General features: G+C 70.3%; 17 protein-coding genes. 10 read left to right on the top strand and 7 right to left on the bottom strand.

Going from position 1 to position 22,023, the window contains the following annotated elements:
• Nucleotides 1-104: 104 nt before the first annotated feature.
• Nucleotides 105-719 carry a hypothetical protein gene (locus OEB96_RS24720; RefSeq protein ID WP_266219178.1) on the top strand — a complete coding sequence of 205 codons (615 nt, stop codon included), beginning with the start codon at nt 105-107 and terminating at the stop codon, nt 717-719.
• Between the two features lie 26 nt (nt 720-745).
• Nucleotides 746-1,192 (top strand): QcrA and Rieske domain-containing protein, encoded by a 447-nt coding sequence (locus OEB96_RS24725; protein WP_266219179.1) that lies wholly within the window; start codon nt 746-748, stop codon nt 1,190-1,192.
• Between the two features lie 13 nt (nt 1,193-1,205).
• On the opposite strand, the gene OEB96_RS24730 is transcribed toward OEB96_RS24725, so the two are convergent.
• Genes OEB96_RS24730 through OEB96_RS24740 form a run of 3 tightly spaced genes read right to left on the bottom strand, consistent with a single transcriptional unit; the run spans nt 1,206 to nt 5,829 of the window.
• Complete coding sequence (locus OEB96_RS24730) at nt 1,206-2,702, bottom strand: hypothetical protein (RefSeq protein WP_266219180.1); 1,497 nt, start codon at nt 2,700-2,702, stop codon at nt 1,206-1,208.
• Between the two features lie 35 nt (nt 2,703-2,737).
• Complete coding sequence (locus OEB96_RS24735; protein ID WP_266219181.1) at nt 2,738-3,427, bottom strand: outer membrane lipoprotein carrier protein LolA; 690 nt, start codon at nt 3,425-3,427, stop codon at nt 2,738-2,740.
• Nucleotides 3,424-5,829 carry an MMPL family transporter gene (locus tag OEB96_RS24740; RefSeq protein ID WP_266219182.1) on the bottom strand — a complete coding sequence of 802 codons (2,406 nt, stop codon included), beginning with the start codon at nt 5,827-5,829 and terminating at the stop codon, nt 3,424-3,426. The genes OEB96_RS24735 and OEB96_RS24740 overlap by 4 nt, the downstream gene beginning before the upstream one ends.
• A gap of 215 nt (nt 5,830-6,044) precedes the next feature.
• Between OEB96_RS24740 and OEB96_RS24745 the strand changes: the two genes are divergently transcribed.
• The 5 genes from OEB96_RS24745 to OEB96_RS24765 all read left to right on the top strand — a co-directional run bounded on the left by OEB96_RS24745 (nt 6,045) and on the right by OEB96_RS24765 (nt 11,628).
• On the top strand, nt 6,045-6,725 hold the full coding sequence (locus OEB96_RS24745) for a type IV pilin protein (protein ID WP_266219183.1): 681 nt from the start codon (nt 6,045-6,047) through the stop codon (nt 6,723-6,725).
• 91 nt (nt 6,726-6,816) lie between these two features.
• Nucleotides 6,817-7,470: a type IV pilin protein gene (locus tag OEB96_RS46460; RefSeq protein WP_323137431.1), complete on the top strand. Its 654-nt coding sequence runs from the start codon at nt 6,817-6,819 to the stop codon at nt 7,468-7,470.
• A 124-nt stretch (nt 7,471-7,594) separates the two neighbouring features.
• Nucleotides 7,595-8,551 carry a hypothetical protein gene (locus tag OEB96_RS24755; RefSeq protein ID WP_266219184.1) on the top strand — a complete coding sequence of 319 codons (957 nt, stop codon included), beginning with the start codon at nt 7,595-7,597 and terminating at the stop codon, nt 8,549-8,551.
• A 52-nt stretch (nt 8,552-8,603) separates the two neighbouring features.
• Nucleotides 8,604-10,913 carry an ATP-dependent helicase gene (locus OEB96_RS24760; protein ID WP_266219185.1) on the top strand — a complete coding sequence of 770 codons (2,310 nt, stop codon included), beginning with the start codon at nt 8,604-8,606 and terminating at the stop codon, nt 10,911-10,913.
• A gap of 283 nt (nt 10,914-11,196) precedes the next feature.
• The gene (locus OEB96_RS24765) at nt 11,197-11,628 is read left to right on the top strand and encodes an RNA recognition motif domain-containing protein (RefSeq protein ID WP_266219186.1); all 432 of its coding nucleotides are present in this window, start codon (nt 11,197-11,199) and stop codon (nt 11,626-11,628) included.
• On the opposite strand, the gene OEB96_RS24770 is transcribed toward OEB96_RS24765, so the two are convergent.
• On the bottom strand, nt 11,625-12,422 hold the full coding sequence (locus OEB96_RS24770; RefSeq protein WP_323137432.1) for a DUF2293 domain-containing protein: 798 nt from the start codon (nt 12,420-12,422) through the stop codon (nt 11,625-11,627). The two genes, OEB96_RS24765 and OEB96_RS24770, sit on opposite strands and share 4 nt — an antisense overlap.
• Before the next feature lie 76 nt (nt 12,423-12,498).
• On the opposite strand from OEB96_RS24770, the gene OEB96_RS24775 reads away from it, so the two are divergent.
• Both OEB96_RS24775 and ribB read left to right on the top strand, forming a co-directional pair.
• Nucleotides 12,499-14,451 (top strand): ABC-F family ATP-binding cassette domain-containing protein, encoded by a 1,953-nt coding sequence (locus OEB96_RS24775; RefSeq protein ID WP_266219187.1) that lies wholly within the window; start codon nt 12,499-12,501, stop codon nt 14,449-14,451.
• Nucleotides 14,452-14,489: 38 nt separating this feature from the next.
• Nucleotides 14,490-15,593 carry a 3,4-dihydroxy-2-butanone-4-phosphate synthase gene (ribB, locus tag OEB96_RS24780; protein WP_266219188.1) on the top strand — a complete coding sequence of 368 codons (1,104 nt, stop codon included), beginning with the start codon at nt 14,490-14,492 and terminating at the stop codon, nt 15,591-15,593.
• Nucleotides 15,594-15,659: 66 nt separating this feature from the next.
• Here the strand turns inward: ribB and OEB96_RS24785 are convergent, their stop codons facing one another.
• Together OEB96_RS24785 and OEB96_RS24790 are read right to left on the bottom strand one after the other, a co-directional pair.
• Entirely contained in the window at nt 15,660-17,804 is a 2,145-nt protein-coding gene (locus tag OEB96_RS24785) for an adenylate/guanylate cyclase domain-containing protein (protein ID WP_266219189.1), read from the bottom strand.
• 87 nt (nt 17,805-17,891) lie between these two features.
• Nucleotides 17,892-19,685, bottom strand: a complete 1,794-nt coding sequence (locus OEB96_RS24790; protein WP_266219190.1) for a M20/M25/M40 family metallo-hydrolase — start codon at nt 19,683-19,685, stop codon at nt 17,892-17,894.
• Nucleotides 19,686-19,731: 46 nt separating this feature from the next.
• On the opposite strand from OEB96_RS24790, the gene OEB96_RS24795 reads away from it, so the two are divergent.
• Nucleotides 19,732-20,436, top strand: a complete 705-nt coding sequence (locus tag OEB96_RS24795; protein WP_266219191.1) for a DUF434 domain-containing protein — start codon at nt 19,732-19,734, stop codon at nt 20,434-20,436.
• Nucleotides 20,437-20,450: 14 nt separating this feature from the next.
• Here the strand turns inward: OEB96_RS24795 and OEB96_RS24800 are convergent, their stop codons facing one another.
• A complete protein-coding gene (locus OEB96_RS24800; RefSeq protein WP_266219192.1) occupies nt 20,451-22,007 on the bottom strand; it encodes a serine/threonine protein kinase in 1,557 nt (518 codons plus the stop codon).
• Between the last annotated feature and the right edge of the window lie 16 nt (nt 22,008-22,023).

The raw sequence follows: 22,023 nt of genomic DNA on the forward strand, positions 1-22,023 counted from the left end.
GCGGTGGCGTCGTGGGGCTTCGTTGACATCTTCGACCCCGTGCGCCCAAGCTCGGGGAAATGACCGTCCTGCGTTGCTTGCTCCCGTTTCTGCTCGCTTCATCCATGCTCGCGAGCGCGGGCTGCCCGAGCCCGCTGCCCGACGTGAGCAAGAACGACGAAACGACGGACGGCGCGGAGACCACGAGCACCAGCGCAGGCCAGACTGGCAGCGGCGACACGACGGAGGGAGACACCACGGGCCCGCCGAGCGCGACGACCGGATGGCCCGACGGCCCACGGACCTTGCTGTTGGTCGTCGATACCAGCCTCTTGCCCAGGACGCCGCTGCAGGCCATCGTACACACCAATCCAGGCGAGGGGACCGTGGATCTCACACTACAGTTCTTGAGCCTCGACCCCGGTAGCAAGACCACCCCCCGTCTGCTCGTCGGTGAGGTCTACGACTACGCGGGAGTGGCCGTGAATGGAGACGGATCGTTCGATTGGGACATGGGCGAGGTCTTCATCCCGGGCGAGGCCAACCCGGGCACCGGCGCAGACGTCACGACCACGGTGCAGCTCCACGCAGTCCTCGCGGGCGACCCCGTGTTTTGCGGCACGGTGGCCGGCATGGTGTCGGACCCCCTTCCGTATGATCTCGAGGGCTCCACTCATGCGATGATCGAAGTCCCCGACGCCATGACCCTGCCCATCGAGTTCCCCGTGGCTTGCCCGTAGACCCCGACTGTGCTCGGATGAGGCCGATGCCGGACTCTCCGTCCCACCCCCTGGCGCGGCGTGCCTTCGTCGGAGGGGGCGTTGGCCTGGTACTCGTCGGCTGTGCGGGCGCGGCTCCGCGGTGGGAGCCCAAGGGCGTTCCCGTGGGAGAAGGGGGGCTGGTGGAGCTGAAGCTCCGCGACTTCGCGCCGCTGGTCACCCCGGGCGGCATGGTGGCCGTGCGCCCGGCCACCGCGCGCAAGCCGGTGCTGGTGCAGCGTCTCGAAGGTGAGTCGGTCCGCGTGCTCTCGCTTCGCTGCACGCACCTCGGCTGCACCGTGCGCTGGGACGATGACGCGCAGCTCCTGGTGTGCCCGTGCCACGGCTCGAAGTTCGACGATCGCGGCAGCGTGCTCGAGGGCCCCGCCAAGCAGGCGCTGCCCGTCCATCGCAGCGAGCTCGATGGCAGCACCGTGCGCTTTTGGGTGAGCTGATCGAGTCACGCCCTCAGGGCGCGAGCCGAGCCACGTACACGTCGCGCCCGTCCACGCCCTGATCCACGCCTCCGGCCACCCACACCCGACGCCCCGGCCCGATCGCCACCGCGCGTCCGACCTGGTTGGTCCCCTCGTAGCCGGCGATGTTCGTCGTCCACTTGGGGTTGCCGTCGGGATCGAGCTTGCGGACCAGGAAGTCGTTGACGCCCGCGATGCGGTGCTGACCCACGACCACGATGTCGCCCGTGTCGTCGACCGTCACGCCGAACGCCCGGGCGCCCTCGGCGGTGTCGCCATCCCAGGTCTGATTCCACAGCGGGACCCCGGCGGGATCGTACTTGGTGAGCCACAGGCGCCAGGGGATCACCGGATCGATCTCCCAGCCGACGACGATCACGTTGCCGTCGCCGTCGAAGGCCACGCCCTGGGCCTCGTCGTCGAGGCCGTCGAGGTTGGCGTGGGTCGCCGTCCACTGCGGAGCACCGTTGGTATCGTAGACCCGGACCCAGAGGTCCGTCTGCCCGCCGACCGTCTCGAATCCCACCGCCGCCACGTTGCCCGCCCCGTCGCACGCCACGGCGCGGGCTTGATCGGCCGCCGCGCCGCCATATCCCGCGGTCCACACCGGGGTCCCGGCCGCGGTGTGCTCGCGGATCCATGCGTCTTGATGGGGAGCCACGGGATCGACGGTCTCGTTGCCGGCCACGATGAGGTTGCCGCCGGGATCGATCGCGAGCCCCTGGCCCACGTTCGAGCCGTTGAGGCCATCGTTGTACTCGATCACGAAGCCCGTGCTGCCGTCGAGGTCGTAGCTGCGCAACCACACGTTGTTGCTCTGGCCCGCGACCGCGCGATAGCCCGCGGTATAGAGCGTGTTGCCGCGCAATCCAGCCGCTCGCGCCCCGTCGGCGGCTCCGCCGTCGATCACCAGGGTCCAGCCCAGGCCGTCGTCCTCGTACTGCCGCAGCCAGTGGTCGACGTCGACTCCGTTGTGCATCTCGCCCACCACGTAGGCGCGCCCCTGGGCATCGACCGCGATCCCGAAGGCCTCGTCGTTCTGGCCCGTGCCGCTGGCCTGGCTGTGGAACCACGAGATCGAGCCCGAGATCGTGCAGTCGTTGTTGCAGCCGTCGGAGTCGACGCCATTGCCGTCGTCGCAGGCCTCGTCGGGATCGGGAACGCCGTCGCCACAGCTGGCCGGGGTGTCGCCCGTGGTCGGGTTGTCCGTGTCGCTGGCATCCCCCGTGCCGCTGTCGTCGACCGTGCTCGGACCGGTGGTGGTGTTGGTGGTCAGGGTGGGATCGGTCGATGTCGTGGTCCCGTTGGTGGTCTCGGCCATCGTGGGATCGGTGGCCGTGCCGGTGGGCGGCGCCGTGGTCGAGTCCCCCGTGGCATTGCCATCATCACCCGGGCAGCCCGAGGACAGCACCACCAGGGGAACCGCCACGACCACCCCGCGCGCGCCCGCCAAGATCCCGCTTCGATTCCATGCCCCCCGCGTGCTCATCGTCGCGGGGATTGTCGCACGTCCGCGCGCTCGGTTCACGCGTCGAGGGTGGCCAGGAACGCCTCGACGTCCTCGTCGGGCAGGTTCTGGCGGTGGTCGGACAGCCCCAGCACCACGCGGTCCCCCTGGGCCTCGGCCACCGCGATCTGGGTGATGGTGCCGACCACGGGGTCGAGAACCACGCTCACGCTGCGAATCATGCGACGGGCGGCCGAGCCGACCGGTGGCATGAGCTCGAGGCGATGGCCATGACCCTTGGGTACGTGGGTGCGGGCGTCGTTCAGCAGCGCGCTGCCGTCCCCGGGGGCGAACATGGCCACCAGGCGGCGGGCCAGCCACTGCGCGGCCGGCCGCAGATCGGCCACCGTGGTCGAGGGATCGCCCGGTGCTGCGCCGTTTTGGAAGATGCGAAGCTGGTCGCCATCGATGAGGGTGGTGGAGCCCTGCCGACCATCGTCGCGCAACACCAGCAGACCCGGGTCGCGGAACACCAGCGTGCCCGTGCTGTGGTGGGGCTCCTCGAGCAGCGAGGTCTCCCGGCGGGTCGACAGCCGCGCCATGAGGTTCTGGGTGCGGCGTGCATAGCTGCCCCATAGCTCGAGGCGATTGGCGAGCTTGCGCTCCTGTGGGGTCGGCTCCTCGGCGGTCGCCAGCCCGGACGCGTACACGAGCGGAGGCACGGCGAGCAAGGGCAGGGAGCGCAGCAGGGTACGACGAGCGATCATGATCGATCCTGTTCTTGTTCGTGCCCGGTGTCTTCGTGCCCAGTAGGTTTCGGTGCGGACGGCCTTCCCCCCCCGACGCCACCTCCGAAGAGGTGCATCATGCCCGGAGCCACGAACAGCCCCGCGCCCGAGGCCAACACGGCGCCCATCGCCACGAGCAGGCCGACCTGGCTCCACAGCGGGTGGGTGGTGGCCAGCAGGGCGAGCCCCGCCACCGCCTGGCAGAGCCCCGACAAGAGCACGCCGGTCGCATGGAAGCGCTCGTCCTGGCTGACCGAGCGGCAGGCCCGGGCTCCCGCGATCATGGCGGCGGCGCCCACCAGCATCAATGCGGGCAGCAGCGCGGCACCGAGCGACAGGCCGGTGGGCACCATCACGGCCAGCACCGCGGTCTGAGCCGTCAGCGCGGCCACGCTGCACCCGAGCGCGGTGGGGAGGCTTCGCGTGCCCAGCCACACCGCCAGCGCGCCCAGCCACAACTGACACGCGATGTAGATCCCGAGCCAGTCGTCGAAGCCCTCGCGATCGCGGCGGGCTGCCACCGCCGGACCTCGCAGCTCGATCGTGCCGGACTCGGTCTCGATCACGGGGACGGGGGCGCTCGAGTCGGGCCGTACGTGCACGCGCGTGACGAGGGCGGCACCACCTCCTTCGGATGCCCTCGCGTCGACGGGCTCGAGGTAGCTGCGGATCCAGGCACCCAGCGGTCCCTCGAGCGCCGCCTGGGGCGTGGGTAGATCCTCGAGGTTGGCCGCGCCTCGCGAGAACTCGCCGAACGCGTCGGGTCGAAAGCCCCGCGTGGCCAGCAGGTCGCGGAGCGCATCCATGCGCTCGGGCAGCTCGAGGGCCTCGAGCGAGCGCTTGCGCGATTGCAGCTCGGGCAGCGGCAGCACCAGTCGGCCGGGGGAGTCGACCCGCGTGGCATCACCTGGCACCAACGTGGCGAGCTGACGGGCGTGCTCGGCCGCGTGCTCGAGGGCCAAGGCCGGCGTGTCTCCCCTGGACCATGCACGGACCACCAGGCGCGGATCGAAGAAGTGCTCGCGCACGCTCCGCTCGGGATCGCCTTCGATCGTGGGGCGAGGCGTGCGGTCGAGCTCGAGGAACGGCAGTCGTTGCAGCGCCCAGGCGCCTCCCGCCAGGGCCGCGACGGCCAGCAGCGCGGCCAGGGGGCGCAGCGGGTGCAGCCGGAATCCGCGGCGCGCGGGAGCGGGAGAGAGCTTCCACAGCGAGAGCAGCGCCGGCACCAACAGCCGCAGGAGCACGACCGCCGCCGCGACGCCCCCCAGCCACCCGAGGGCCCACGTCTGCCAGTGCGGGTAGGGAGACAGCAGCAGGGGCAGCAGGGCGCCGCCCAGCACCGCCGCCGCGGGCCACCCTCGCGGCGAGATCCGAGTCAGGTGGAGGGCCCCTTCGCAGCCAAAGCCCAGCAGCAGCACCAGGAGCGGTACGCCGTGGGGATCGAGCGGGGGACCGAGCGCGAGCATGCCCAAGAGCACCGTGCCCAGCGCGAGCACGATCGCCACGACCGATCGGATCGCGCGCAGAGCCAGGCTCAGCACCACCACCAAGCCTGCGAAGCTCAGCACCAACAGGCGCCCCCACTGCTCCTCGACGATGGTGCGGTCGGCAGCTCGACGCGGCCCCGGGCCGACGACGGCAGCGCTCACGGCCGACGACGGCAGCACGCCGCGGAGCTCCTCGAGCAGGACGCCCGGGTCGGCATCGCTGCGCACCTGCATCAGCAGCGTGCGTCCGTCGAGCGCCATCAGGTCGCCCGCGGCGGTGAGCTCGGCCGGCATGTCGGCGAGGTTGCCGAGGTGGGTCAGCCTTCCGGCGTGCTCTTGCGACAGCTCTTGCAGGCGCAGGGGGTCGCGGCGCGGATCCTCTCCACTGAGGCCATGGAGCGGCGAGCTGAGCCGGGCGCGCAAGGCATCGACGGCCCGGGTCATGGCCGTGTCGCTCAGGCGCTCGGCCAGGGCCTCGTGGGCCTGCACCGGCAGCAGGTAGAGCGCGTGCGCGTCGATCCACGCGGTCAGCTCCGCCGAGGGCGGCCCGAGCGGGACCCGTCGCTCGCCCAGCTGCTCGGCGGCAGCGCTGGCGGCCCCGAGCAGCACGTCGACCCCGCCCCGCTCGTCGGCGAGTGCATCGTCATGGACCGTCAGCAGCACGAGCAGCTCGTCGTCGGGAGCGCGATGCTCGAGTGGCAACAGCCCCTGTGCATCGCCCGAGACCTCCACGCCCGGGTCACCGATCACGCGGGCGAGCAAGAGCACCACGAGCACGGCCCATGCGGTGACGATGGCGCGCGGCCAGGTTCGTGCCCAGCGCCGCAGCGACAGCGCGCCGGCATCGTTGGAGGTCGGGGAGTCGTCAGCGGGAGAGGAGGGGGGGCCGCTCACTTTCGAGCGGAGGGTAACACCCGCCGGGTGGGGCCACGGATCCGTCCCACGGGATCCGTCCGCGGTGACGATTTTCGGCCTTCCGATCGACGATTTTCGGCCTCCCGATCGACGATCCTTGGCCTTCGCGGCACGGGATCATTGCCAGACGGGGGCTGTTCGGCCCGATCGGCGGCCTGAAGTGACTTGGCATGGAACCTGCGAGGGGGAGCGGCGTGCCGCGCCCGTGCCCGACCTCTCGAGCCACTCGAGCGTCGTACGGCTTCACCCTCATCGAGCTGATGACGGTGATCGTGATCCTCGGCGTGCTCGCGGCGGTGGCGATCGCGGCCTACTCCCGCAACGTGCGCAACGCCCACAAGACCGAGGTCATCTCCGACCTCTCCAACCTCGCGCTGCGCCAGCGCAGCTTCCGTGCCGTGCAGGGGCACTACGCCAGCACCACCAACTGCGAGGGGCCCGGCTGCACCTACCCGCTGGCCACCAGCATCCAGCTCGAGCACGGCCCCATCGCCTGGGACGTGTCGGCGGGCGAGTACACGCTGGCCGGCCAGGGCGACGCCGAGTACTTCCGCGGCGGTGGTGCGCTGCACGGCTTCGATGCGCTGCGCTTCCTGCCCGACGGCGGCAATTCCTGGTGCGGGTACGCGACGATCTCGGGGCACGGCACCGACTCGTCCGACCCCGCCACCGCCGACGAGCCCCCCTCCGACACGCTGGCCAACCAGGTGTTCCCCGCGGGCTCCGATGCCTACTTCGCGCGCGACTGGTTCTACAGCTACGCGCTGTGCGACTTCGACTTCGACGGACAATACTGGGCGTTCACCTCGACCCACTACGAGGACGAGGTGCACTACGGCACCGACCAGACCGGGACCTACCGGGAGAACGAGTAACGACGAGGCATCCCGTTCGAGGGTGAGGTCACCTCCCGAACAAGGACGGCCGGGACGACAACGACGGGAACGAAGGAAGGACGACGAGACGATGTACGTGAACATCGACAAGTGGAAGAAGGCACGCGGCTTCACCCTCATCGAGCTGATGATCGTGGTCGCAATCCTGGGCATCTTGGCGGCGATCGCCATTCCGGCCCTGACCAAGTACATGCGGCGCAGCAAGACCAGCGAGGCACGGGTGCAGATCGCCAAGATGTTCGATGCGGCGTCGGCGTACTTCAACGAGGAGCACGTCGAGCGCGGTGAGGTGCAGATCATCGGCGCCGGCGGTGCCATCTCCGCCCTTGCCCCGCACCGCTGCCCGCACCGACCGGGCGAGGAGACGGGCGCGAGCCAGGCCGAGATCACGCCCGACGTCGGTACCGACTGCAACGACGGACCCGGTGGTCGCTGCGTGCCCGCGCAGGGCGGCGGTGGTCCGGGCTACTACAACATGACCGACTGGGCCGACAACCCGGTGTGGAACGCCCTGAACTTCCAGCAGGAGCAGGCGCACTACTTCCACTACAACTTCCAGGCCAGCAACTCGGGCGTCGGCTTTGGGCAGTGTCAGTTCACCGCCCAGGCATTCGGCGACCTCGACGCCGACCTGGTCTATTCGACCTACGAGCGCTCGGGTGCGGCCGACGAGAACGGCGTGAACGCGGCCGCGGGTCTCTACATCGATCAAGAGGTCGAGTAGGCCTCCCTTGCTCGAGCACGGCCGCGAGAGCGGCCGTGCCCACCCAACCGGACGACGGGCCTCGATCTCTTGGTCGAGGCCCTTCGTCATGCATCCGTGCCATCGCTGCGTATCATGGGATCGGATGGCACATTCGAATCGGGTCCTCGCAATGCTGGTCTTGGCCGCCCTCGGCGCCTCCTGTGGTGATGACGGGGGGCGGACCGACGGCTCGGCCAGTGGCGGTGCGACCTCGGGCATCGTGACCCTCGACGACGAGCCCAGGCTCGACGTCGCCGCCGACGGCACCGCCGGGGCCGAGGACGGGGGCAACCTCGGGGGCTGCAAGAAGATCGACGTGATCCTCTCGGTCGACAACTCGAGCAGCATGAGCGAGGAGCACGAGGCCCTGCGGGGCCCCGTGTTCGACTCGTTTCCCCAGGCGCTGCTGGCGGTCAACGGCGGGCTCGACGACTTCCACCTCGCGGTCATCGACGCCTGTCCCAAGCCGGCCTACTTCCATGACACCGGCATCGGCGGCGCATGCAACTTCTCCACCGGGGCCAACTCCATGGTCTCGAGCTCGCCCGAGCTGGCGCAGGAGTTCGCCTGCGTCACCAACTTCTCGCCCACCGGCTACATGGGGCAGCCGGACATGTGCATCGACGATGGTTCGCTCGACGACGACGACGAGCAACCCGGCCTGACCGCGGCCGCCGCGGTCACGGGCGAGGCCCTCATGGGCCCCAACGCGGGCTTCCTGCGCGACGATGCCCTGCTGTTCATCGTGACCATCACCGACGAGGACGAGAAGCTCGCCGACGTGGGCACGACCCAGGAGATCTTCGACCAGATCGTGGAGGCCAAGGGTGGTGACGTGAACAAGGTGGTGTACCTCGGGATCGCGGGCGGCTCGTTCTGCGTCGGTCCGTATGGCACCGCGAGTGACGCCGTCCAGGCCAAGGCGCTCGCCGATCTGTTCGCGACCGCGGGGCGCGGAATGTTCTGGGACCTGTGCATGGGCGAGCTGGAGACCGCATTCCAGACCGCGATCGAGAGCCAGGTCGACTCTGCGTGCGTGGACTTCATCCCCGAGGGCTAGCCGCGTACGAGCCGCGAGCGGGGCTCGTTCGTTTCGTGCTATCAGGGGGGCGATGTCGCTCAACCCGGCCCAGCGCGCCGCCGTGGAGCATCGGGGCGGGCCGCTGCTGGTGCTCGCGGGCGCCGGTACCGGCAAGACGCGGGTGATCACCCATCGCGTGGCCCAGCTGATGGACGAGGGCGTCGAGCCCTGGCGAATCCTCGCGGTGACGTTCACCAACAAGGCCGCCGGCGAGATGCGCGAGCGCATCGTGGACCTGTGCGACGGCCGTCATCCCGTGCGCGAGCTGTGGGTCGGCACCTTTCACTCGATCTGCGCCCGCATCCTGCGGCGACACGGCGAGGGCGTGGGCCTGAGCCCTCGCTTCTCCATCTACGATCCCGGCGATCAGGTCACGGTGATGACCCAGGTCCTCAAGGATCTCAAGGTCCCTGACAAGCTCTACTCGCCGCGCGGGGTCCTGGGCTGGCTCGACCGCGCCAAGAACCAGGGGTTCGGCCCCCGGGGCATCGATCGCCTGCAGCTGCCCGAGCCGGTGGCGTCGGTGGCCCGGCAGGCCTATGAACTCTACGACAAGCGCCTGCGGGCCGCCGATGCGGCCGATTTCGGCGATCTGCTGCGCCTGACCGTCGAGCTGTTGCGCGACGCCGGGCGGGCCAAGGCCAAGGGGGGCGGCGGCCAGCTCGCCGATCTCGAGCCCGCCGCCCGGCTGCTCACCCGCTTCCAGCACGTGGTGGTCGACGAGTTCCAGGACACCAACCCCGTGCAGGCCGAGCTGGTCGATCTGCTCTCCGCCCGGGCCGAGCTTTGCGTGGTGGGAGACGACGACCAGGCCATCTACGGCTGGCGCGGCGCCGACGTGGAGCAGATCCTGCGCTTTGGCGATCGCCACTCCGGCACCGAGATCATTCGCCTCGAGCAGAACTACCGCAGCACCACCCGCATCCTGCGCTGCGCCGACGCGGTGATCCGCCGCAACCAGCGGCGCCTGGGGGGACGCCTGGGCAAGACGCTGTGGAGCGATCGCGGCGAGGGGGAGGCCGTGCGGGTGATCGCCGTCGACGACGAGCGCGACGAGGCGCGGCTGTTGGCCTACGAGATCCTGCAGGCCATCGATGAAGGCGCCTCGCCCGACGACTTCGCGGTGTTCTATCGTACCCACGCCCAGTCGCGCGCGATCGAGGAGCAGCTGCGCCGCGCGGGCCTCTCGTGCCGCATCATCGGCGGGGTCGCGTTCTACGAGCGCATGGAGGTCAAGGACGTGCTGTCGTACCTCTCGGTGCTCATCAACCCGCACAGCGACGTGCACCTGCAGCGCATCGTCAATCGACCCGCGCGCAAGATCGGCAAGAGCACGGTGACCAAGCTGCAGGAGCATGCCGCGGCCGAGGGCGTGTCGCTGTGGCAGGCGATGCACGAGCCACAGGCGGCGGGGCTGGCCCGCGCGGCGGCCAAGCGGGTGCTGGAGCTCGTGGGCCTCATCGAGCAGCTCCGTGCCCGCATGGGCGAGCTGCGCCTCGATGCCTTGATGGCCGAGATCGTCGATTCCACCGGCTACCGCGCCTGGCTCGACGACGATGGCAGCGAGGAGGCAAGGGCTCGGCTCGAGAACCTCCAGGAGCTCATGGGCAACGCGCAGGAGTTCGCGCAGGAGCGCCCCGACGCGGAGATCTTCGACTACCTCGAGCTGGTGAGCCTGGTGGGGGGCGAGCGCGGCGAGGGCGATCGGGGCCGGGCGATCACCATGATGACGATCCACAGCGCCAAGGGCCTCGAGTTCCCGGTGGTCTATCTCACCGGGATGGAGGAGCGCATCTTCCCCCACGCGCGGGTGCTCGAGGATCAGGTGCAGATGGAGGAGGAGCGCCGGCTCGCCTACGTGGCGATCACGCGGGCACGCGATCGGCTCACGCTCACGCTGGCGCGACGGCGGCGGATCTACGGGCAGCTGCAGGTGGGCACGCCGTCGCGGTTCGTCGGTGATCTGCCGCCCGACGCGGTGGCTTCGGTGGGGCTGCGCCAGGCCACGCGCTACGTGGCGGTGAGCCGGCCGTCGCCCTTGCCCGCGCCAAGCGGGTACTCGCCCGCACCGGCGCCGGCGCGCGAGCCGGGCTGGCAGGACGACATCGAGTACGACGCCGAGCCCGAGCTGCCGTTCACCGACGCCGAGCTCGGCGGTGGCTTCGGTGACGAGGTCGGCGAGGGGGTGGCGCTCTACGTGGGGATGACGTGGCGTCACGCCAAGTTCGGGCGGGGCGAGCTGCTCGGATGGAGCGGGACGGGGGCAAGCCTCAAGCTGCAGCTGCGGTTCCCCGGACACGGGGTCAAGACGATCCTGGCCCGGTTCTGCGACCCGCTGTGAGCCTTGCGTGGGCCGCCTGCCCAGTCCCCGGGCCGGTCCGCTCTGTTCTGCGCAATATGCGCAGTTGTACGTGACCCCTGTCACGTGTCGGCTTCGTGCAAGCGCTGGCGTTCCCGGCTAAAACGCCGGAATCGCTCGGACGAAAGCCGTCGGCGCTCGTTCGCAAAAAGCTCCCCTCGGGGGGTGCGACCGTGCAAACCGACGGCGGAGGAGCCGGGCGCAGGACCAATCAAGAATGGCCGTCACGTGACCCACGTGGCGACCAACGGACGAAGTGAATCAGATGTCGAACAAACTGTTTGTAGGCGGCCTTGCTTGGGCCACGAATGACGAGGGTCTCCGCAACGCCTTTGGCCAATTCGGCGAGGTCGTCGATGCCAAGGTCGTGACGGATCGGGAGACGGGTCGCTCGCGCGGCTTCGGCTTCGTGACCATGGGTGATGCCCAGGCGACCGAGACCGCCATGCGAGAGATGGACGGAACCATGCTCGATGGTCGGTCGATCCGCGTCAACGAGGCCAACGACCGCGGTGGCGGCGGTGGTGGTGGTGGTGGTGGCGGCGGTGGCCGTCCTCGCGGTGGCGGCGGTGGCGGAGGCCGTGGTGGCTTCGGCGGCGGCGGTGGTGGCGGAGGCCGTGGTGGCTTCGGCGGCGGCGGCGGCGGAGGCCGCGGTGGTTTCGGTGGTGGTGGTGGCGGCGGAGGCCGTCGCTACTAGCGCTTGCTCGCTTGCTCGATCGTTCGACGACGAGATGACGGAGCCCCGCCCGCGCCTGCGCGAGCGGGGCTCTGCACGTTCGTCGATCGGTCGTCTTGGAGCGCCGAGTCGGCCTCGGGCCGAGCGAGCGCGCGTCGTAGCGGGCACTGGGTGGCGTCGACCGCTTCTCCCTGACGGTAGCACCGCAGCAACGCCCGCGACTGCTCGGCCAGCAGCCGTCGTACCTCGCGGCGCATGCCCTTGACGCGCGGGATCTTCATCGAGTCGTACGCGGTGCTCTGGTGCCGTAGCCACGCGATGGTGGCCGCTTCGGCGCGGCGCTCGACGGGGATCCGCTGCGTGCGGGCGACGGTGCCGCTGCCCACCGGCACCGCATGGGCTGCGATCGCGGCGGCCAGCTGTCGGGCGAGCGCGGCGTGACGCGGGGCGAAGCGGAGGAACGCCAGCACCGCGGCCTCGAACTCCCCCGCGTACACCTGCTGCTTGGCTTCCCGCCGGGCTCGATCCGCCTCCAGGCGTCGTGCGTGGCGGGGATCCTCGCGCTCGCTCGCCAGCTCGGCCCGGATCCGCTCGATGGTCCGGGCCGGTGCCCATACCCCGCGCGAGAACAGCTTGCGCCCGCGCTTCTCCCTGATCGTCCACGAGGGTCCCGCCTGCTTGACGCGTCGGGTCAGGGCGGCGTCGCCGGGCGGCAGCAGGGACCAGTCGTCGGGTACCTCGAGCACCTGGCCGTCGGCGGTCTTGGGGCGATCGGGGGCGGGGCCCACCCACAGCTCGAGCGTCTCGTTGGGCACGGCGTGCACGTGTAGTCGATGTCGAGGTCGGGGCCAAGCCTTCGGTCCTCGTCACGACTGGCTATACTCGCGCGCCTTGACCATCCTCACCGCCAACGACCTGCGCGTGCGCTACGGGATCCGGGAGATCCTCCAGGGGGCCTCGCTCGCCATCGAGACGCGCGAGCGCCTGGGCCTGGTCGGTCGCAATGGCTCGGGCAAGACCACGCTGGTCCGGATCCTCGCGGATGAGCTGTCGCCCGATGCGGGCGAGGTGGTCACCCGCGCGGGCCTTGCCGTGGGCTATCTGGCGCAGGAGCCTCGATTCCCGCCGGGGCTGACCGCGGTGCAGGCCGTGCTCGCGGGGCTGACCCAGTGGCAGGCCGCGCTCGACCGTCACGCCGATCTCACGGCCAGGCTCGAGCGCGGGCAGGAGCCGCTGCCGCCGCTGCTGCAGTGGCAGGCCGAGGCTGCCGCGGAGGTGGAGCGCCTCGGCGGCTGGGACAAGCGCCACGAGGCGGCCACCGTGCTCGGTCACGTGGGAGTGTCGCGGATCGATGCACCGGTCGATCCCATGAGCGGCGGCGAGCGTCGCCGGGTGGCGCTCGCCCGGGTGCTGGTGGCCGCGCCCGACCTCGCGATCCTCGACGAGCCCACCAACCACCTCGACATCGGCGCCATCGAGTGGCTCGAGCGCTGGCTGGTCGAGCGCTTCGAAGGCGCGCTGGTGCTGGTCACCCACGATCGCTATCTGCTCGACCGCGTGGTCACCCGCACGCTCGAGGTGGAGGACGGCCGGGTCTACTCCTACGACGGGGGCTGGGGCATGTACCTCGAGGCCAAGGCCGAGCGCGATGCCCATGCCGAGCGCGTGGAGTCCAACCGGCGCAACTTCCTGCGGCGCGAGCTCGAGTGGCTGCGACGCACGCCCCAGGCCCGCACCACCAAGCAGAAGGCTCGCATCCAGCGGGCCGAGGCGGCGATCACCACGCCCACGCGCACGGCCGACAAGGACGCGCGCATCGAGCTGCAGCACGTGCGCAGCGGCAGCACGATCCTCGAGGCCGAGGGCATCACGGTCGAGATCGCCGGGCGCACGCTGGTGGACGGGCTGACCTTGCGCCTGTCCAAGGGCGAGCGCATCGGCATCGTGGGTCCCAACGGCTGCGGCAAGACCAGCCTGCTGCGCGTGCTCACCGGCCAGGCCGAGCCCGCCGCCGGCACCGTGACCCACGGCAAGAACACCCGCATCGCCTATCTCGACCAGCAGCGCGGGGGCCTGCGCGACGAGGCCACCGTGTTCGACAACGTGGCCGAGGGGCACGGGCACATCGAGCTCGCGGGGCAGACCCTCGAGGTGCGGGCCTACCTCGAGCGCTTCCTGTTCTCGTCGCACGAGCAGCGCAAGCGGGTGGGCGAGCTCTCCGGAGGCGAGCGGGCACGGGTCGCCCTGGCCCGAACCCTGCGCGAAGGAGCCAATGTCGTGGTGCTCGACGAGCCCACCAACGATCTCGACGTCACGACCCTCGCCGTGCTCGAGCAGTCGCTGCTCGACTACCCCGGGACCCTGCTGGTGGTCACTCACGATCGGTGGTTCCTCGATCGCATTGCCACCTCGGTGCTGGTGTTCGACGATGGCTCGGGCGACGATGGCTCGGGCGACGATGGTCCAGGCTGCCGGGTCGAGCTCCATGCCGGCGGCTACTCGGACTACGTCGAGCGGCGCCGAAGCAAGGCCGACCATACGCCGGCGGGGGCGCCGGCGGGAGCGCCGGCCACCAAGCCCCGGAGCGAGTCCGACGCCGCAAGGGCTCCCGCCAAGCGTGGGCTCACCTGGGCCGAGCAGCGCGAGCTCGAGGGGCTGCTCGATCGCGTGGACGATGCCGAGCGCGCGGTTGCGGCGCTGGAGGCGGAGCTGTCCGAGCCCGCCTTCTACGAGCGATCCGATGCCGAGCGCCGCGCGTTCTTCGAGCGCCTGCAGGCGGCCAAGACCGAGGCCGAGGCGGTCACCGAGCGCTGGGCGGAATTGGAGGACCGACGCGAGGGATGACGTTTGACGCTCCGCAGGGCCTGGCCTAGGGTCCGGCCGTGGAGCCGATTCATTCGCCCATTGCATCCGTACCCACGCTGGTCGAAGAGCTTCGTGCCGGCCGCATGATCGTGCTGGTCGACGACGAGGATCGCGAGAACGAGGGCGACTTCGTGGTGGCGGCCGAGCACATCACCGTGGAGCACGTGGTGGCGATGAACCGCGTGGCGAGCGGGATCATCACGGTGCCGATGCCCGCGTCGTGGCTGCAGCGACTGCACCTGCCGCCCATGGTGGGCGACAACGCGGAGAGCATGCGGACCGCGTTCATGGTGACGGCCGATGCCAAGGTCGACGTCACGACCGGGAGCAGCGCCCACGACCGCGTGGCCACCATTCGTCGGCTGGCCGATCCCTCCGCGTGCGCCGACGACTTCGTGCGACCGGGGCACGTCAACCCGCTGCGCGTGCGCGAGGGCGGCGTGCTCAAGCGCACCGGGCACACCGAGGCGTCCCACGACCTGATGGTGATGGCGGGCCTACAGCCGGTGGCCGTGCTGTGCGAGATCATGGGCGACGACGGCGAGATGCTGCGGCTGCCCCAACTGCGCGCGCTCGCCCAGCGCATGGGCCTGGCGCTCGGCACCATCGCCGATGTGATCGCCCACCGTCACCTGCACGAGCGGCTCGTGTCGCGCTTGGACGCCCGCGAGCTCGACACGCGCTGGGGAAGGATCGTCAGCCACCGCTACCGCAGCCACGTCGACGACGGTCGCTACACGGCGCTGGTGCTCGGTGACCTGCAGCCCGGTCGACCCACCATGGCGCGGATGCACTCCGCCTCGCTCACCGATGATCTGTTCGGCCTGCTCGGCGAGGGCCATCCCAGCTCGCTGCAGCGGGCGCTCGATCGCATCGCGGCCGAGGGCAAGGGCGTGCTGGTGTACATCGAGCGAGCGGGCGATCCCCGCCTGCCGATGGACGAGAAGACCTATGGCATCGGCGCGCAGATCCTCCGCGATCTCGGCGCGCAGCACCTGCGGCTGCTCACCGATCACCCGCGACGACTCGCCGCGCTGCAGGGCTTTGGTCTCGAGCTGGTCGAGTTCGTGCCGCTGACCGTTGGCGGTGCCGACGTGCTGTCGCTGCGCGGCGCGCCCTAGCCGGTCCGCCGGCCCGGCTCGCATCGTCGACCGCGAGTTCGAGCATCGACTCGAGCGCTACGACCATCACGAGTGGGCGGCACCGCCACTATGTCCTGACCTCGTGGCGTCCACCCCTGGCCGCACCCCGAATACCTCGATGGGCTCGCGCTTGCCCTTGGCGCGCAGCGGAGGCAGTGGCTCGAAGCGCACCCCCTCGGGATTGCCCGCGGCCACGCGCACCGCGGTGGTCATCAACACCTGTCCCGGCTCGGCCGCGCTGCACAGCCGGGCGCCGAGGTTCACCGCATCGCCGATCACCGTGAAGTCCATGCGGTTGCGCGCTCCCATGGCCCCCAGCACCATCTCGCCCATGTTGATGCCCACGCCGATCTGCAGCCGGGGCACGCCCTCGGGGAGCGCGTCGTTGATCCGCTCGACCACCTCGACCATGCGCACCGCGCAGGCCAGCGCACGCGCCTCCATGTCGGGCCCGCGAAACGTGGCCATCAGCTCGTCGCCCACGAACTTGTCGATGTCTCCGCCGTGCTCCTCGACGACCTCGGCCTGGGCCTCGAGGTAGCGATTGAGCATCTGGACCACCTCCTCGGGCTCGACCGTCTCGCTGAACGCGGTGAAGCCCCGCACGTCGGAGAACAGCACGGTGAGCTTGGTGCGCTCGCCCTGGCGCTGGATGCCCGACTTCGCCGCATCCACCGTGCCCATGGTGGCCTTGCTGACGAACTTGGACAGCTCGAGCTTCTTGCGGATCTCCTCGATCATCAGGTTGAGCCGATGGGCGAGCCGACCGATCTCGTCCTGCGAGCGCACGGGCACCCGCATGTCGAGCTGCCCTTGTCCCACGCGGTCGGCCACGTCGCCCATGGTGGCGACCGGTCGTACCACCAGGGTGCGCAGTCCCAGGTAGAGCAGCACGATGGTCAGTCCGATGGTGAGCACGGCAAATCCGATCCCGGTCACGACCAGGCGCCGGCGGCTGCTCGCGGCATCGCTGGTGTCGATGACCACCTCGATCGCACCGCGTACGGGGTAGTCGTTGCCGTGGCACTGCTGGCACTCGGCGTCGTTGGCCAGCGCGGTCACGAACACGAAGCGCGCATCGTCGGCCTGCAGGTCGCCGTGAGCATCGCCGGTCCCGCTTGGATCGAGCGCTGCCGCCACCGCGGCCGAGGGGGTGGGGTGCGCGAAGGCGTCGCGATAGAGCCGTCCCTCGCCGTCGTACAGGCTCAGCGAGGTCACGGCGCCGGTGGCAGCCACCTCGTCGAGGAAGCGCGCGATCAGGCGACCGAGTCCCGCCAGCATCACGTGGCGCAGCGAGACGTCGGTGGTGCCGACGAGGGTCGAGCGCGGGCGAGGCAGGGGATCGGTGATGGTCAGCAGGGCGCCGCGCCAGCGGTCCTTGGCCTCGTGGCAGGCGTGGCACTGCGGGTCGTTGGCCAGCGGGCGCACGCGAACCGTGCGACCGCCCGAGGTGAGGGTGGTGTTGCGACCGCCCTCGATCAGCCGCTGCAGCTCGGTGGCGGCCACGGGCGACTCGGCGCCGAAGGCCAGCTCGCCATCGGGTCCCAGGACCGAGACCCCGCGGATGCCCTCGACCTGCTCGGCGAGCTCGGTGAAGTAGGCATCGAGGTCGTCCTCGTGCTCGGCCGTCATGATCTGTACGAACGCCGAGGTGGTCACGGTGCCCAGCACGTCGAGCGCTTCGTCTTCGCCGTCGAGCGAGACCGTGGCTCCGCCCGTGCCCAGGGTCAGCACCCCGCGCATCGTGCCCTCGGGGTGGCAGCGCTGGCAGCGAGGCTCGTTGGGGATCGGCAGCACGGTGGTGGCCGCATCGGGTGGTGTGGGGACCTGGCCGCCGAGGGCCTCCTGGACGTGGGAGGGCAGCTCCGAGGTCGGCGGCGGGGGAGGGATCTCGCCGAAGACCTCCTCGCCGGTCGGGGCGTAGATGTGGACCTCGGCGGTGGACAGACGACCGCGTGCGTCGCGGATCATCGAGCGTGCCGTGATGCCGTTGCCGGAGAGCATCGCCGTGCGGACCCCGGCCGCGAGCCCCTGGGCCACGCTCTGCGCGGCTGCGTGGCCGCTGCGGCGCATCTCTTCCAGCTGCAGGTGGGCGTTGATGGCCGCGGGGATCGCAAAACCCAGCGACAACGTTACGAGGAGGACCAGGGCGATCTTGACGACCAAGTGCTCGCGGACCAGCGTCCACATCGACCCGCATGCTACGACGAGTGTCGTCGCCGTGGGCGGGTTTCGTCGGTCGTGTCGGCCAAACGAGCGTGGCGGTGCGAACGGCGGCTACTGGTCTTTCTCTTCTCGGAGCTTGCGCCTGCTCGCGCGCTCCTGCTCGCCCGGCGACTGGGACCAGTCGAGGGTGGTGGTGATGCGCTTGCCCTTGCGCTCGAGCTCCGCCGACTTCTTGGCGCTTCCTCCCCGCAGCGCCCGGAACAGCGACCGCCGGTCCGTGATCGCCTCGCCGTCGATCGACACCACGCGGTCGCCGAGCCTCCAGCCGGCCTTGGCGGCCACGCCGTCGCCGGGCAGCTCGTCGACCACCATGCGCTCGTCGAGCCCCGCCCCGAGGCGGCGGCGAGGGAGGGGGCTGCTGTTGCGACGATCGACCAGCGCGGGCAGGTTGGCCACGCCGTAGGCGGCCAGGGCCACCACCATGGCCGAGTGGCGCTCATAGCCCTCGATCACGTTGGCCAGCGTGTCGTGCTGCGTGTGGTGCACGTGGTCGTAGTCGGAGTCTCCGGCTTGGTCCCAGAAGAACCCGGGCACGCCCGCACGGATGAACGGCGTGTGGTCGCTGCCGCCGGTCTCGAGGCCCTCGGCCTCGCGCAGCTCGAAGGGCATGGTGTCGGGGGCCAGCTGCTGGACCGGGACGAATACCGGCTCGAGCTGCACGCGCATCTCCGGAGTTAGACCGATGCCGCTGAGGTAGTTGGTGCCCATGTCGTGCACGAACACGGCGCTCACCTTGGGCATCTCGTCGGCGTGGGCCTCGACGTAGCCCGTGGAGCCCAGCAGGCCCTGTTCCTCGCCGCTCCACAGCATGAAGCGGATCGTTCGCTTCGGGCGAGCGCCTGCGGCCATCAGCAGGCGTGCGGCCTCCATGGTGGTGGCGACCCCGGTGGCGTTGTCGTTGGCTCCGGTGGCGCCGTCCCAGCTGTCGAGGTGGCCGCCCACGATCACCAGCTCGTCGGGGTGCTCGGTGCCCGGAATGTCGGCGATCACGTTGTGCTGCGGGACCGGGCCGCGAAACAGGCGGTTGTCGATCGAGAACGCGAGCTCGACCTTGGTGCCCGACTCCAGGCGGGCCAGGAGCTCGGCGTGTTGATCGTGGCGCAGCACGATCGTGACGAGCCTTGGCAGGTCGTTCCACGAGCGCTCGGGGCGGCCCGAGGTGTGCACGAGCTTGCCCTTGGTGTCGTGCGCAGCCAGTACGACCCCGGCGACGCCCATGTCCTCGAGCAGGGGTTCGAGCTTCTCTCGCGTGGCTCGCGAGACCGAGGGCGGCGCCACCAGCCAGGCCCCGGCGAGCGCCTTGCGGCGCTTCTTGGCCTCGGCCGGCGTGGCCGGGTAGGGCACGGCGGGCGCGGGGACGGCCTCGAACACGCCCGGGGTCCAGGCCGGCGTCACGAAGTCGTAGTCGATGCGCTCGGGGGTGACCATGCCGCCCGACCACGGGCCGCGGTCGAAGCCCACCGGCACCTCGCCCCAGCGCTCGAGGCGGGCCTCCAGTCCCCAGCTCGCGAGCTGGTCCCGGCACCAGCGCTCGGCGTCCATCAATTGGTGCGAGCCCGTCAGGCGCGGACCGATCTCCTCGGTGAGGTATTGGACGTGGTCCATCACGTGGTTGTCGGCATGGCCGAGCCGCACGATGGCCTGGACCACGGCATCGCCCTCGACGGTGGGGAGCTTCGGGGTGTCGTCCAGGAAGTCCTCGGCCTCGTCGGTCACCAGGGGTGCGACGGGAGCATCGGCGGAGGTCAGCGGGGGGATGGACTCGGGGGCGCCTCGATCGGCGTGACAGGCGATGACGAGCAGCAGCAGCGAAGAGGGGAGCGCGACGAGCCGGGGGCGGAGCATCGCGAGCGAGGATAACCCCGGGTGCGTGCTACGGTGGTGGCGAAACGTGAGCGGAGGGCATCGAGGACCTGCGCCGGAGGATCGGCAGAGCTTCGCCCAGGCGTGCTGGGCGGCGCTGCGGACTGCGGTCGACGAGCTGTCGTGGCTGCTCGAGCGCGGCTACGCCGAGCGCTCGGCGCTGGAGCTGGTGGGCAATCGGCACGGGCTCACCGCGCGCCAGCGCAAGGCGGTGTCGCGGTGTGCGGCTTCGGCGGCTGCGGTCGAGGCTCGGCTCGCGCGGCGGGTGGAGGTGGTGGCGCTCACGGGCGAGGTCGTGCACGTGGATGGCTTCAACGCGATCATCGTGGGCGAGTCGGTGCTGGGGGGCGGGGTGGTGCTGCGCGGGCGAGACGGGGCGCACCGCGATCTGGCCAGCGTGCATGGCACGTACGCTCGGGTGGAGCAGACCGGCGAGGTGATCGCGGCGCTCGGTGAGCTGCTGAGGCCGGCCCGAGAGGTGCGGTGGCTGCTCGACCGTCCGGTGTCCAACAGCGGACGCCTGGCCGGGATGCTGCGCGAGTGGGCCGAGGCGGAGGGGTTGCCGTGGGAGGTGGAGCTTTGCTGGGATCCCGATCGCGTGCTGGTCGACAGCGAAGCGGTGGTGGCCAGCGGGGACGCCCGGATCCTCGATGCGGGGGTGCGGTGGGTCGATCTGCCGGGGGCGCTCGCGCAGGGCAGGTCCGGGCGGGCGTGGGTGATCGACCTGGGGTGAGGGGCGTCGTGTCTTCAGGGCGGTATGCAGTCTCGCACGCCACCCTCGACGACCGGTCCCAGCTCCGCACACTTGGTCGAGAGGTCGATGTGGTTTGCCCCTTGATTGAGGAGCGGACGAAGGCTGGCCTTGGCGCCCATGGCGGCGGACTTGGTGGTGTAGCGCCCCACGAGCACCCAGTGTTCCATGCGCCCCTCTCGAGGTCTGCGGACGATCTGAACCTTGGGCGTGAAGCCATTGACGACGGAGTCGGCCACGATTCGGGCGCCTCGTTGGGCCTCCAGCAGATCGGTCCTCACCATCACCTTGACGGTGAAGTCGGTTCGTTGGAGCTCCGGGTGTACGGGCACCGGGCCGCCTGGGTCCCGTGCGGCGAGGAAGTCACTGACGAGTGATCTCGGTGATCCAGGTGGCGGTGGGAGAGGCTTCTCGGTCGAGCTCGTAACTCGTGGTTGCTCCTTGGTGCTCGCGGTGGAAGGCGCCACTTGCTGTGCCGCGGAGCGGGCGGGCTCGTCGGGACCGGTCGCGTGCTCCAACAGACCTGGTCCCAGCGTGGCCGCGAGCACGCCGACTCCGACCAGCGCGAGCACTCCAACGCTCACTGCGAGCACCGTGCGCCCGGTCTTTCCGGAGCCCCGTCGGTCGGCAAATTGCTCGATCAGCTGTACTGTGTCGATCGTCTCCCGCACCGGTGGTCCGCTCCACGCACTCTGGGGCGGATGGGCGGCACCGGGGGCCGCGGGCACGCGTGAGGTGGGCGCTGGCTGCCCGATCCTGGCGACGTAATCGAGGACGACCCGGGCATTCGGGGGCCTGGTCGAGGGATCCTTGCGAAGCAACTGGAACACCAGCTGTGCCAGCGCGGGGGGTACTTCTCGTGCGATCGCTTCGGGGAAGGGCGGAGGCTCCTGGGAGTGATGGGCTCGAATGATCTCCAGCGGTGCGTTGCCGAGGAAGGGCCGGCGGCCCACGAGCATCTCGTAGAGCACGATTCCGAGGCTGTAGAGGTCGGTGCTCGCGGTCGTGGGCAGACCCTCGAATTGCTCGGGGCTCATGTAGTGGAGCGTCCCGTGCGGGGTCGTCGTCAGGGTCTCGCTGCCGAGCATCTTGGCGATCCCGAAGTCGGCGACCTTGATCACCCCATCATCGCCGAGCAAGATGTTCTCGGGCTTCAGATCGCGATGGATGATCGGTGGCGCGTTGGTGTGTGCGGCATCGAGCGCCGCGAGCACGCCGCTCGCGATCCGGCACGTCTCGAGTGCGGTGAGGCGGCCTCGCGCCTTGAGCAGCGCGCGAAGCGTTCCGCCCTTGACGAACTCGAGGGCCATCATGAGCTGGCCGTCGACGTCGTTGCAGTGGTGACAGCGAACCACGTTGGGGTGCTCGAGCGAGGTCAGGATTTGCATCTCGGAGATGAAGCGCCGGCGTGCCTCCTCTGAACGAGTGAGCTCGCGATGGAGCACCTTCAGCGCGACGAGTCGACGCGAGAGCGACTCCTCCGCGAGATAGACGGTGGCCATCCCTCCACGTCCGAGCTCCGACCGGATGATGAACCCTCCGAGCTGGTGCATCGGGGGCATCGTACCA

It is taken from the genome of Paraliomyxa miuraensis, from assembly GCF_026337845.1.
Lineage (GTDB): Bacteria > Myxococcota_A > Polyangia > Nannocystales > Nannocystaceae > Paraliomyxa > Paraliomyxa miuraensis.

Bases quoted from the DNA above. Each gene is read 5' to 3' on its own strand.
- OEB96_RS24720 (WP_266219178.1), top strand. From the start codon at position 105: ATGCTCGCGAGCGCGGGCTGCCCGAGCCCGCTGCCCGACGTGAGCAAG.
- OEB96_RS24725 (WP_266219179.1), top strand. From the start codon at position 746: ATGCCGGACTCTCCGTCCCACCCCCTGGCGCGGCGTGCCTTCGTCGGA.
- OEB96_RS24730 (WP_266219180.1), bottom strand. From the start codon at position 2,702: ATGAGCACGCGGGGGGCATGGAATCGAAGCGGGATCTTGGCGGGCGCG.
- OEB96_RS24735 (WP_266219181.1), bottom strand. From the start codon at position 3,427: ATGATCGCTCGTCGTACCCTGCTGCGCTCCCTGCCCTTGCTCGCCGTG.
- OEB96_RS46460 (WP_323137431.1), top strand. From the start codon at position 6,817: ATGTACGTGAACATCGACAAGTGGAAGAAGGCACGCGGCTTCACCCTC.
- OEB96_RS24755 (WP_266219184.1), top strand. From the start codon at position 7,595: ATGGCACATTCGAATCGGGTCCTCGCAATGCTGGTCTTGGCCGCCCTC.
- OEB96_RS24760 (WP_266219185.1), top strand. From the start codon at position 8,604: ATGTCGCTCAACCCGGCCCAGCGCGCCGCCGTGGAGCATCGGGGCGGG.
- OEB96_RS24765 (WP_266219186.1), top strand. From the start codon at position 11,197: ATGTCGAACAAACTGTTTGTAGGCGGCCTTGCTTGGGCCACGAATGAC.
- OEB96_RS24785 (WP_266219189.1), bottom strand. From the start codon at position 17,804: ATGTGGACGCTGGTCCGCGAGCACTTGGTCGTCAAGATCGCCCTGGTC.
- OEB96_RS24790 (WP_266219190.1), bottom strand. From the start codon at position 19,685: ATGCTCCGCCCCCGGCTCGTCGCGCTCCCCTCTTCGCTGCTGCTGCTC.
- OEB96_RS24800 (WP_266219192.1), bottom strand. From the start codon at position 22,007: ATGCACCAGCTCGGAGGGTTCATCATCCGGTCGGAGCTCGGACGTGGA.